Raw genomic sequence first — 11,718 nt, 5'->3', positions numbered from 1 at the left:
CTGGGCGGTTTACTGCCGGACGAGTACGACGAGTTCCGCGTCGTACCGCGCGGTCCAGGCGAACGGCAGTCCGTAGTGCAGCAGATGGGCGCCGCTGTACTCGGCCGCGCTCCGCTGATCCGTGTAGCGGGCCGCCGGGTCCAGTCCGCGCAGCCGGAGCCGGGCGGGACGTCCCGGGACGAGCGGCGCCCCGTCCAGGCGTCCGGTGTTCCAGGCGGTGACGGCGATGCGGGCACCGCTCCCCTCCTCGTACTGGACGCCGCAGGTGGCGTCGGCCGGGGAGCCCAGCAGCCGGATCTCGCCGTGGTGCAGGAGGTCGCGGATCTCCTTGTAGCGGTGCACCCAGCCGGCCGCCTCCGTCCGCTGTTCGGCGGACCAGGTGCGGATGTCGGCGCCGATGCCCAGCACCCCGGACATCGCCAGGACGAAGCGGAAGCCGAGCGAGCGGGGTCGCGGGTCGAAGACGCCGGGCGCGTCCGTGACCCAGGAGCTCATGGTGTGCGGGGCGTGCGCGTGCAGGTAGCCGTACTGGATGGCGAGGCGGTCCAGGGGCGCGGTGTTGTCGCTGGGCCACATCACATCGGTGCGGGCGAGGGTGGCGTGCTCGACGCGGCCGCCGCCCCCGGCGCAGCCCTCGACGGTGACGTGCGGGTGGTGCGCGCGCAGGTGGTCCAGGACCCGCAGGTACCCGGCGACGTGCTCGGCGTCCAGGTCCTGTTCCGTGGGCGGTGCGCCGCCGGGCCGGCCGCGTTCGGTGGGCGGGCGGTTCATGTCCCACTTGAGGTAGCTGATGGCGTGGTCACCGAGCAGCCGGTCGAGGGTGGCGATGACGAAGTCCTGGACGTCCTCGCGGCCGAGGTCGAGGAGGAGTTGTTCGCGCACCAGCGTGGCGGGGCGGCCGTCGATCCGGTAGACCCACTCGGGGTGTTCGGCATACAGCTGGGACGCCGGGCTGACCGCCTCGGGTTCGACCCAGAGGCCGAAGTCCATGCCGGTGGCGCGGATCTCGCCGATGAACGCGTCGAAGCCGTCCGGGAAGTTCGCCGGGTCGGGGTGCCAGTCACCGAGGCCGCCCTTCTCGCCGTGCCGTCCGGTGAACCAGCCGTCGTCCACGACGAAGAGTTCGGCGCCCATGTCCGCGGCGATCCGGGCCAGTTCGAGCTGGGCGGACGCCTCGACGTCGAAGCCGGTCGCCTCCCAGGAGTTGTAGAGGACCTTGCGGGTGCGGTCCATCCGGTCGCCGCTCAGCAGGCGCTCGTAGCGGTGCCAGACCCGGGCCAGGCCCTCCAGACCTTCGGGGCTGAAGGCGCAGGCCAGCCGGGGGGTGGTGAGGGTGGCCCCGGGGGCGAGCCGGACGGCGCCCTCGTGGGGCACCCGGCCGGCCGCGACCCGTACCGCGCCGCCGGGTTCGGCGTCGGCGGTCAGGTGCCAGTTGCCGGACCACTCCAGGGCGACGCCGTACGTCGGGGTGGTGGGCCCGTCCGGCGCTGCGGCGTCCTGGACGGCGAGCCAGGGGGCGTAGGCGTGGCCCGCGACGCCCTGGGTGGAGGCCATCTCGTAGCGGCCCCGGGTCAGTTCGTGCTGGGTGCGGGTGAACTCCTGGGACCACTGCCCGGTGAGGGAGGTGAACCGGGCGCCGCCCGTGACGGGGACGTTGACGGCCGCCGAGTCGAGGCGCTCCAGGCGCAGTTCGTCCTCACCCGTGCAGGTCAGCTCGGTCCAGCGGAGGATCACGTCGGTGCCGGGCACGGTCTCGTAGCACAGGACCGCGCGCAGCCCCTGGAGCTCGTCGGTAAAGGCGAGGCGCAGCGCCCGGTCGCCGTCGGCGGTGGCGGAGTCGAAGGTCCACCAGGTGCCCCGGTCCTGTCCGGCGCGCCGGACGACGAGTTCCGCGCCGGTGAAGGGGCGCATCCCGTACGGGAGGTATTCGGCGGGGGCGGCGTCGGCGGGGGTGAGGAAGTGAGTGCGCAGCGGTCGCTCGAAGGGCGATTCGCCGGTCTCGACGCCGTGCGGGCCCCAGGCGGTGAGTTCGGCCCAGCGGCCCTCGCCGGCGATCCGTACCGCGTAGGTGGTGTGTTCGGTGCGCAGCAGCCAACGGTTGTGCGGGGCCCGGTCTTGCGGGGCCCGGTCGTGCGGGGTCACTTCACTGCTCCCAGGTTGAGGCCGGCCACGAAGTGGCGCTGGAACTTGAGGAAGACGATGACGGTCGGGGCCGCCGCGATGACGGAACCGGCCGCGATGACGTTCCACATGGAGACGTACTGGCCCTGGAGTCCGATGAGGGACGCGGTGATGGGCATCTGGGTGTCGGTGCGCAGCACGGTGATGGCCCACAGCAGATCGTTGAAGATCCAGGTGAACGACAGGGCGCTGAGCGCGGCCATGGCGGGCTTGGCGAGCGGCAGGATGATCCGGGTGTAGATCTGCCAGGGTCCGGCGCCGTCGATGACCGCGGCCTGCTGGATCTCCGGCGGGATGGACCGCATGAAGCCGTGCAGGACGAAGACGTAGAAGCCGATACCGAAGCCGACCTGGACGCCGATGAGGGCGTACAGCGAGTCGTACAGGCCCAGCATCTCGCTGAGTTTGGAGACCGGGACCAGCAGGATCTGCGGGGGCAGCAGGTTGCCGCCGAGCATCAGCAGCAGGAGGGTGCGGCGCAGCGGTACGTCGTAGCGGCTGAGCGCGAACGCGGCCGTCGAGGCGAGCAGCAGCGAGAGCAGCACGGTCGGGATGGTGACCAGGAGGCTGTTGATCAGTGCGCGCTGCTGGCCGCCGTCGACCCAGGCCTGGCGGAATCCGTCCAGGGTGAAGGAGCGCGGCAGGCTGCCGACCCCGTGGGCGGCGACGTCGTCGAAGGACCGGACGCTGGTGACGAGGACCAGGGCGATGGGCAGCAGCCAGAGCACGGAGAGCAGTCCGGCACTGGCGTGGAAGCCGGCGGTGCCCCAGATCCGGCGCCGTCCGGGGCGGGGGCGCGGGGTGGGGGTGTGGGTGGCGGTCATGCGTCGGCCTCCCGGAAGGCGCGGACGAGGTAGGACGCGATCACGCCGAAGGCGAGTACGAAGATCACGACCGCGAGGGCGGAGCCGTAGCCGAGCCGCAGGGACTGGAAGGCGGTGGAGTACATGTAGGTGCTGAGGAGTTCGGAGGAGTGGTACGGGCCGCCTCTGGTGAGCGCCCAGACGACGTCGAAGGAGCGCAGCGAGTCGATGACGATGACCGAGATGACGACGGCGTTGACGCTGCTGAGCTGCGGCACGGTGATGTGGCGGAACTGCTGCCAGCGGCTGGCGCCGTCGACCTTGGCGGCTTCGTAGAGCACCGGGTCGATGCCCTTGAGCCCGGCCAGGTACAGCACCATCACGTAGCCGATCTGGCGCCACAGCGCAGGCACGATCACGGCGTACAGGGCGGTGTCCTGGTCGGCGAGCCAGGCGTGGGTGAGTCCGGAGAGGCCGACCGCTTCGAGGGCCTTGTTGATCAGCCCGTCGGGCTGGTACATCGCCTGCCAGACGAGTGCGGTGGCGACGAGCGAGAACACCACGGGCAGGAAGAGCGCGGCCCGGTAGAAGCCGACGCCGCGGCGCTCCTGCTGGAGCAGCAGCGCCGCGCCGAGCCCGAGTGCGATGGAGAGGCCGCCGAAGAGCAGCAGCCAGATGACGGTGTCCAGGGCGGCGGTCCGGAAGACGGCGTCCCCGAACATCTCGCGGAAGTTGCCCAGTCCGATGAACTCGGGGGCGGAGACCCCGTCCCATTTGGTGAAGGCGAGGTAGAAGCCCTGGAGGGCCGGCCAGAACACCCAGAAGGCCTCGGCGAGCAGCGGCACCAGCACGAAGGCCAGGACGAGGGGCGGGACCCGGGTCGCCCGCTTGCGGGCCGGGGGCCGGTCCGCGTTCCGCTTCCGGGTCTCCTTCCGGGGCGCGGTCAGTACCGCCATGTCACTGGCTCCAGATCTTCTGCGCGTCCCGCTGCCACGTGGTGAGGATCGAGCCGATCTCCTTGGGCTTGGACAGGAAGTGGGTGAGCGCGGTGTCGGCGGTCGGGGAGAGGGCGTCGCTGGAGTCGCGGTTGAAGAACTGCGTGATGTCCGCGGCGCCCTCGATGAGCTTGCGGCCCTTGGTGACCAGCGGGGTCCCGCTGTCCTTGGCGTCGGGGTGGGTGGGCAGCGAGGTGCCGGAGGAACCCTTGAGGTAGATCTCCTGGGCCTCGGCGGTGGCGAGGTAGCGGAGCAGCTCCTTGGTCTCGTCCTTGCGGCCGGTGCGGGCGCTGGCGAAGTAGCCGTCGGTCGGGGCCTCTTCGGCGAGCGGGACCTTCGGGTCGATGACGGGGAACCGGAAGAAGTCGACGTCGTGAAGCTGGTCCTTGGGCGTGGCGTCCGCGAAGAAGGTGCCGATGAGCATCATTCCGGTGCGGCCCTGGAGCAGCGCGGTGGTGGCGTCCTGGAAGGGCAGCGCGGTGGAGTTGGGGTCGAAGAAGGGCAGCGCCTCGCTCCACCGGTCGAAGACCTTGCGGACCTCGGGGTCGTCGAAGCGGTGCTTTCCGGCGAGCAGGTCGCGGTGGTACTTCGCGCCGTTGATCCGGATGTTGAGGTAGTCGAACCAGGAGGAGGCGACCCAGGGGGTGCCGCCGCCCGCGCCGAGACCGATCGGGGCGACGCCCTTGCTCTTGAGCTTGTCGCACAGGTCGAGGAACTCGTCCCATGTCTTGGGCTCCTTGACACCCCACTTGGCGAAGTTGGACTTCCGGTAGAAGACGCCCCACCAGTAGTAGGTGGTGGGTACGAAGACCTTCTTGCCGGCCGAGTCGGTGCAGAGCTTCTTCAGGGCGTCGGAGTAGTTGGAGAGTTCGGGCCCGTCCCAGATGTCGCTGACGTCGAGCAGCAGGTTCTTCTTGGCGTACGACTCCGCCACGGAGCCGGGGTACCAGGTGTAGAGGTCCGGCGGGGTGGCCGAGGTGAGGTAGGTCGGCAGCTGGGTGCGGAAGGTCTCAGAGGCGACGGTGTTCAGCGAACCCTTCGCCCCGCCGCGCTTGTTGAAGGCGTCGATCACTTCCTTCATGGCGGACTTGGCCTGGGGTGCGGAGAGGTTGGACTGGAGGGTGACCGCACCACCCGAGCTCCCCTTCCCGCCGCTGGACGACGAGGCGACGCAGCCGCTCGCGAACGCGGTGGCGCCGACGGCCGCGGCTCCGGCGAGGAAGGTACGGCGGCTCTGTGCTGAGGTGTTCATGGGACTCCCTATGCGCCCACGGAACGGGGCCCGGCCCTCTGACGGCCGGGCCCTCGTTCGGCTGATACAGAGTGACGGTGCGAGTGATCCACCGTCAAGATTAATTACTAATTTATTTTTTATTAAGCCTGGCGGATGGCGCCGGCCACGCTGCGGAAGGCCGTCAGGACTCCGCCGTCGGGCCCGGCCACAGCGGCGAGTTCACCGTCGAAGGAGCCGCTGGGGAAGCTCTTCTCCTGGGACCAGTCGCCCCAGCTCCCGGCCGCGAGGGTGCGCTGCCACAGCGTGTAGTCACCGGCGCGGACGTAGAGCCGCACCTGTCCCCCGGTGGCGACGAGCGTGGGACCGCCGCTCACGGTGCCGCCCAGCGAGGACCAGTCCGACCAGCTCCCGGAGGCGTCCCGGACCCGCAGCCGCACGGAGTCGTCGGCGGCGCGCACCGCCAGCTGGGTGCGCCCTGCCGCGTCGGTGACCGCGGCGGGCCGCCCGTACAGCCCGATCCCGTCCGGCCCCTGGAGGGCGCTCCAGCCGGTCCGCTCGCCGCGCGTGTGGATCCGGCCGTCCGTGCCCCGGGCGTAGAGGGTCCAGTGACCCGAACGGTCGTACGCGGCGGCCGGGCTGTCGGCCAGCGCGCCGCCGAGCTTCTGCCAGCGGCCCCAGCGGCCGCCGGCGTACGAGATCCGGTAGGCCGCGTCATCGGTGCCCCGGGCGAACACGTCGATCCGGCCGTGCCCGGCCGCGTAGGCGGCGGGCTCCCCGGCGATCCGGCCGTGCGTCGGCCCGCCGAGGTCTGTGGCCCGCCCGCTCCAGTGGCCGTCACGCCCGTCGCGCTGCTGGAGCGAGCCGTCGGCGCCCCGGGTGAAGACGCTCAGCCGGTCGCCGTCGCGCACCAGCGCGGGGCTCGCTTCCGAGCGGGTGGACAGCGAGGTGCCCGGCGCCTCGTCCCGGCCGCTGAGACCGAGGAAGGCGGTGCCGTGCGCCGGCACCTTCACGGTGTACGAACCGGAGTGCGTGCCCGCGCTCTTCCTGGCCCGCAGGTCCCGCACCCCGACCGGGCCCGACAGCCCGGCGTCGGCGAAGTCCACCGTGCGCTCGGCGGCCTGCTCGGAACGGTTGAGGAGCACCACGGCCCGCTTGCCGGAGCCCTTGAGGACCTTGCTGTAGACGTCCCCGGTGGCGTCGGAGGCGACGCGCACGCCCTGGATCGCCAGGGGGTCCTGGTCGACCGCGAGGATCTCCGGGTTGCGCAGGGTGTCGATCATCCGCTTCGGCAGGGTGCGCGGGTCGGAGCCGATGACCAGCGGCGAGCCCATCTCGGCCCACAGCACCAGCTGGCTGGTGGACTCCTCCTCGGTCAGCTCCAGCGAGCCGTCGTCGAGCTTGCGCATCGGGATGAGGTAGTCGGGGTCGTTGTAGCGCCCCGGCGCCTGCGCCTCCGGGTGCGCGGCGTTGGCGTCCGCGCTGCGCAGGATGTTGGGCCACTGCCCCGCGGTGGGGGTGCCCCAGGCGATGTCGGTGCCGGTGCGCCAGGAGTCGCCGGTCGTCGGACCGTACACATAGGCGTTGTGGGCGTCCTGCGCCGGCGTGTGCGGCAGCCCCCAGTCGTCGGTCAGCGGGTTGCAGAGGTTGAGCAGCATCCGCCGCCCCGACTTCGCGACGGCGTCGCTGAACTCCTTGAACGCGGGGCCCGGGTCGATCTTCTCGGTGATCCCGCAGAGGAAGTCGACCTTGATCGCGTCGACCTTCCAGCCGGCGAACTGCTCGGCGTCCTGCTGGTAGTGGCCGCGACTGCCGAGGCCGCAGGTCTTGCCGCCGTCATAGGTCCCCGCGTCGGTGTAGATGCCCGCGCGCAGCCCGCGCTTGTGCAGGTAGTCCACCAGGGCGGGGATGCCGGAGGGGAACCGGTCCGGGTGCGCGACCAGCCGCCCCTGGGCGTCCCTCGGCGTGTCGGCCTGCCAGCCGCCGTCCAGCCAGACGATGTCGTAGCCGCTGCCCTTGAGGCCGCTGCTGACCAGATGGTCCGCTACGCCCCTGACCTGGTCCTCCGTCGGGGCGCCGAGCCCGTAGTAGGTGTTCCAGCCCATGTACGGGGTCGGCGCGAGGCCGCTGTCGTAGTACGGCGGAGCGCTCTCGGCGGGCCGCTGTCCGGCGCCCGCGGCCGGGGCCGAGACGGCCACCAGGACGGCGGCGCCCAGCACGGCTGCGGCGCGCCGGGCAGGCGTCATCCTTGCACCTTGCGAAATCAACTGATTCTCCCAGGAGTTGGGGATGTCAGGCGCCCTGCCTCCGGAGATCACGGGGCGGCGCCACGCACAGGACTGTGACGGCTCACCCGACCCCCCGTCAAGATTAATTACTAATTAAGTGAAACTTGGTTCGGCGGTGGACGGGCGAAGCGGACGAGCGGCGGACACGGAAACGGCGGAGGCCGGTCGGACAGGTGTCCGACCGGCCTCCGCCGCTCTGTCGTTCTCCAGGCCTCAGGCCTCAGGCCTCAGGCCCCAGACCTCAGGCCTTGTTGGCCGGGCCGCCGATCTGCATGCCGGCCATCCGCGTCCACTCGTACGGACCGGTGCGCACCTTCGCGGCGAACTCGCCGTCGAAGGACTCGTGCATGGTGATCCCGGACTTCTGGGCGGCGCTCTCCGCGACCGCGTACGACGGGGCGACCAGATCGCCCCAGCCGCCGTCCTCGCCGACCAGGACGATGCGGGTGCCCATCTGCCCGATGTAGGCGAGCTGCCCCTCGGCGCCGCCGTGGGCCTTCGCGAACGCGCCGATCTGCTTGGCCAGCCGCGCCGCCCTGCGCTCCGCGCGCGCCGCCTGCCTGCCGTCCGCCTGCCTGCCGTCCGCCTGCTTGCCGTCCATCTGCTGGGTCTGCGCCGTCTCTGCCATGAACAGGATGCTACCGACGGGTAGATCAACTGGCGACGGGCGGGGCGCGTGGCGTGGGCCACGTACCCCGCCCGTCGGCGGAAGTCGAACGGAGGTCGAAGGGGGGACTACCTCAGGAAGGGGTCCACCGCGACGGCGACGAACAGCAGCGACACATAGGTGATCGACCAGTGGAACAGCCGCATCTCCTTGAGCTTCGCCCCGGCCAGCCCGGCCTTGGCACGGTTCTGCAGTCCGTGCGCCTCCCAGAGCCAGAAGCCGCCGGTGAGCAGGGCCACGGCCGTGTAGAACCAGCCGGTGTAGCCCAGCGGGGTCAGCAGCAGCGAGACGATGACCATGACCCAGCTGTAGAGCACGATCTGGCGGGCCACCACCCGGTTGGTCGCGACGACCGGAAGCATCGGGACACCGACCCGGGCGTAGTCGTCCTTCACCTTCATGGAGAGCGGCCAGTAGTGCGGCGGCGTCCAGAAGAAGATGACGGCGAAGAGGATCACCGCCGCCCAGGACATCGAGTTCGTCACGGCCGACCAGCCGATGAGGACCGGCATGCAGCCCGCGATGCCGCCCCAGACGATGTTCTGCGAGGTCCGGCGCTTCAACAGCATCGTGTACACGACGACGTAGAAGAGCAGCGCCCCGAGCGACAGCGCCGCCGAGAGCCAGTTCACCAGCAGCCCGAACCAGACCGTCGAGATCACCGCGAGGGCGATACCGAAGGCCAGGCACTCGCGCGGGCTCACCGTGCCGGTGACCAGCGGTCGCTGCGACGTACGGTCCATCAACGCGTCGATGTCGCGGTCGATGTACATGTTCAGTGCATTGGCACCACCGGCGGACAGATAGCCGCCGACGGTGGTAGTGAGCACGAGCCACAGGTCGGGTACACCCTGAGCGGCCAGGAACATCACCGGAACAGTGGTGATCAGCAACAGCTCGATGATCCGAGGCTTGGTCAGTGCCACGAATGCCTTGACACGGGCCCCGAATGGGCGATGGCCCCCTGGGCTCGGAGTCAAGGCGACCCCTGCGGGTCGGGACTCGACGGCCGTCACGCACACCCCTGACAGAGAAATCCCAGCAAGCTCCGGGCGTGAGGGCCCGGTGAAGACTTGCGCGAACCAGACCACTGTAGACGTTGGGGACATGCCGTTCTTCGCGGGGGTGGGGTCGTGTTGATGTGGCGTGCGGAGCCGTTGCGGCGGCTGCCCGGAGAGGCTCGCTCATCCGGGTGACAGACCGGGATTCCGGGCGCTCCCCGGTCTCGCTCAGGGGTGCCCCGGCGCGCTCCTCGGAGTGCCTCAGGAGTGGGCCTCCGCGCTCATCGGAGAGGCCCATCGGTGAGCCCGCGCGCTCATACGGGAGGCGAATCCGGCGGGCCGCCCGCACCCTGGGATTACCCGGAAACAGCGGGTGGCGACGGGGGTAGGCTCGACAACGCCCGGTGCGGTCACAGCCACCGGTTTACAACAGTGGAGAGGAGCCCTGACTCAGGGTGAGCACCAAGCCGACCACCACAGACCTCCAGTGGACCGAATTGGACCAGCGGGCCGTGGACACCGTCCGCGTCCTCGCCGCGGACGCCGTACAGAAGGTCGGAAACGGCCACCCGGGTACGGCCATGAGCCTGGCTCCCGCCGCGTACACCCTCTTCCAGAAGGTGATGCGGCACGACCCCGCCGACGCGGAGTGGACCGGCCGCGACCGGTTCGTGCTCTCGGTGGGCCACAGCAGCCTGACCCTCTACATCCAGCTCTACCTGGCCGGCTACGGCCTGGAGCTGGAGGATCTCGAAGCCTTCCGCACCTGGGGTTCGAAGACCCCGGGGCACCCGGAGTACGGCCACACCACGGGCGTCGAGACGACCACGGGCCCGCTGGGCCAGGGTGTCGCCAACGCCGTGGGCATGGCCATGGCCGCCCGCTACGAGCGCGGCCTGTTCGACCCGGACGCGGCCCCCGGCACCTCGCCGTTCGACCACATGATCTGGGCCGTCGCCGGTGACGGCTGCCTCCAGGAGGGCATCTCCGCGGAGGCGTCCTCGCTGGCCGGGCACCAGAAGCTGGGCAACCTGGTCCTCCTGTGGGACGACAACCACATCTCCATCGAGGGCGACACCGAGACCGCGGTCTCCGAGGACACCCTCAAGCGCTACGAGGCGTACGGCTGGCACGTCCAGCGTGTCGCGCAGCTGCCCAGCGGCGACCTGGACCCGGCGGGTCTGTACCAGGCGCTCCAGGCGGCCAAGGCGGAGACCACGCGCCCGTCGTTCATCGCGGCCCGCTCGATCATCGCCTGGCCCGCCCCGAACGCCCAGAACACCGAGGCCGCGCACGGCTCCGCGCTCGGCGCCGACGAGGTCGCCGCGACCAAGACGGTCCTCGGCTTCGACCCGGAGAAGTCCTTCCAGGTCGCCGACGAGGTCATCGCGCACACCCGTGAGGCGCTGGACCGCGGCCGTGAGACCAGGACCGCGTGGGAGAAGACCTTCGCCGCGTGGCGCACCGCCAACCCGGAGCGCGCCGCCGAGTTCGACCGCATCCGTGCGGGCGAGCTGCCCAAGGGCTGGGAGGACAAGCTCCCGGTCTTCGAGCCCGGCAAGGGCGTCGCCACCCGTGCGGCCTCCGGCAAGGTGCTCCAGGCGCTCGGTGAGATCGTGCCCGAGCTGTGGGGCGGCTCCGCCGACCTCGCGGGCTCGAACAACACCACGATCGACAAGACGTCGTCGTTCCTCCCGGCGGGCAACCCGCTGCCGGGCGCCGACCCGTACGGCCGCACGGTGCACTTCGGCATCCGTGAGCACGCCATGGCGGCCGCCATGAACGGCATCGCGCTGCACGGCAACACCCGCATCTACGGCGGCACCTTCCTGGTGTTCTCCGACTACATGCGCAACGCCGTACGGCTGTCCGCGCTGATGCACGCGCCGGTGACCTACGTGTGGACGCACGACTCGATCGGTCTCGGCGAGGACGGCCCGACCCACCAGCCGGTGGAGCACCTGGCCTCCCTGCGCGCGATCCCCGGTCTGAACGTCGTCCGCCCGGCGGACGCCAACGAGACCTCCATCGCCTGGCGCGAGGTCCTGCGCCGCTACACCAAGGTGTTCGGCAAGGGCGCCCCGCACGGTCTGGCGCTGACCCGTCAGGGCGTGCCGACGTACGAGGCGAACGAGAACGCGGCCAAGGGCGGCTACGTCCTGTTCGAGGCCGAGGGCGGCGACGCGGAGGTCCTCCTCATCGGCACCGGTTCCGAGGTCCAGCTCGCCGTCGAGGCGCGCGAGGAGCTGCAGGCGGCCGGCGTTCCGACCCGGGTGGTCTCGATGCCGTGTGTCGAGTGGTTCGAGGAGCAGGACCAGGCGTACAAGGACAGCGTCCTGCCGCCGGCCGTGAAGGCGCGGGTCGCCGTCGAGGCGGGCATCGCCCTGACCTGGTACCGGTACGTCGGGGACGCGGGCCGGATCGTCTCGCTGGAGCACTTCGGTGCCTCGGCCGACGCGAAGGTCCTGTTCCGCGAGTTCGGCTTCACCGCCGAGCACGTCGCCGCCGCCGCCCGGGAATCTCTCGCGGCCGCCGCGCGCTGACGCCGTTAT

8 protein-coding genes are annotated in these 11,718 nt (G+C 70.8%); 1 reads left to right on the top strand and 7 read right to left on the bottom strand.

Annotation, left to right across the window (positions count from 1 at the left end; genetic code table 11):
* Positions 1 to 9: 9 nt before the first annotated feature.
* From ACZ601_RS12695 to ACZ601_RS12665, 7 genes are all read right to left on the bottom strand, one after another.
* Positions 10 to 2,142 carry an alpha-galactosidase gene (locus ACZ601_RS12695; protein ID WP_469536394.1) on the bottom strand — a complete coding sequence of 711 codons (2,133 nt, stop codon included), beginning with the start codon at positions 2,140 to 2,142 and terminating at the stop codon, positions 10 to 12.
* On the bottom strand, positions 2,139 to 3,005 hold the full coding sequence (locus ACZ601_RS12690; protein ID WP_469536392.1) for a carbohydrate ABC transporter permease: 867 nt from the start codon (positions 3,003 to 3,005) through the stop codon (positions 2,139 to 2,141). The genes ACZ601_RS12695 and ACZ601_RS12690 overlap by 4 nt, the downstream gene beginning before the upstream one ends.
* On the bottom strand, positions 3,002 to 3,940 hold the full coding sequence (locus ACZ601_RS12685; RefSeq protein WP_469536390.1) for a carbohydrate ABC transporter permease: 939 nt from the start codon (positions 3,938 to 3,940) through the stop codon (positions 3,002 to 3,004). Before ACZ601_RS12685 ends, ACZ601_RS12690 begins: the two co-directional genes overlap by 4 nt.
* Position 3,941: 1 nt before the next feature.
* On the bottom strand, positions 3,942 to 5,231 hold the full coding sequence (locus ACZ601_RS12680; RefSeq protein WP_469536388.1) for an ABC transporter substrate-binding protein: 1,290 nt from the start codon (positions 5,229 to 5,231) through the stop codon (positions 3,942 to 3,944).
* A gap of 122 nt (positions 5,232 to 5,353) precedes the next feature.
* Complete coding sequence (locus tag ACZ601_RS12675; protein ID WP_469536386.1) at positions 5,354 to 7,456, bottom strand: DUF8189 domain-containing protein; 2,103 nt, start codon at positions 7,454 to 7,456, stop codon at positions 5,354 to 5,356.
* A gap of 283 nt (positions 7,457 to 7,739) precedes the next feature.
* Entirely contained in the window at positions 7,740 to 8,126 is a 387-nt protein-coding gene (locus tag ACZ601_RS12670; protein WP_469536384.1) for a hypothetical protein, read from the bottom strand.
* A 107-nt stretch (positions 8,127 to 8,233) separates the two neighbouring features.
* Complete coding sequence (locus ACZ601_RS12665; protein ID WP_469536381.1) at positions 8,234 to 9,187, bottom strand: heme o synthase; 954 nt, start codon at positions 9,185 to 9,187, stop codon at positions 8,234 to 8,236.
* Between the two features lie 434 nt (positions 9,188 to 9,621).
* Here ACZ601_RS12665 and tkt point away from each other — a divergent pair, with 434 nt between their 5' ends.
* Positions 9,622 to 11,709, top strand: a complete 2,088-nt coding sequence (gene tkt, locus ACZ601_RS12660) for a transketolase (protein WP_469536379.1) — start codon at positions 9,622 to 9,624, stop codon at positions 11,707 to 11,709.
* Positions 11,710 to 11,718 lie beyond the last annotated feature (9 nt).

Source organism: Streptomyces sp. NPDC104307, assembly GCF_055584045.1.
Note: the sequence above shows the minus strand (reverse complement) of the source record. Positions and strands in the feature narration are given on the sequence as shown.

Bases quoted from the DNA above. Each gene is read 5' to 3' on its own strand.
- ACZ601_RS12690 (WP_469536392.1), bottom strand. From the start codon at position 3,005: ATGACCGCCACCCACACCCCCACCCCGCGCCCCCGCCCCGGACGGCGC.
- ACZ601_RS12685 (WP_469536390.1), bottom strand. From the start codon at position 3,940: ATGGCGGTACTGACCGCGCCCCGGAAGGAGACCCGGAAGCGGAACGCG.
- ACZ601_RS12680 (WP_469536388.1), bottom strand. From the start codon at position 5,231: ATGAACACCTCAGCACAGAGCCGCCGTACCTTCCTCGCCGGAGCCGCG.
- ACZ601_RS12675 (WP_469536386.1), bottom strand. From the start codon at position 7,456: ATGACGCCTGCCCGGCGCGCCGCAGCCGTGCTGGGCGCCGCCGTCCTG.
- ACZ601_RS12670 (WP_469536384.1), bottom strand. From the start codon at position 8,126: ATGGCAGAGACGGCGCAGACCCAGCAGATGGACGGCAAGCAGGCGGAC.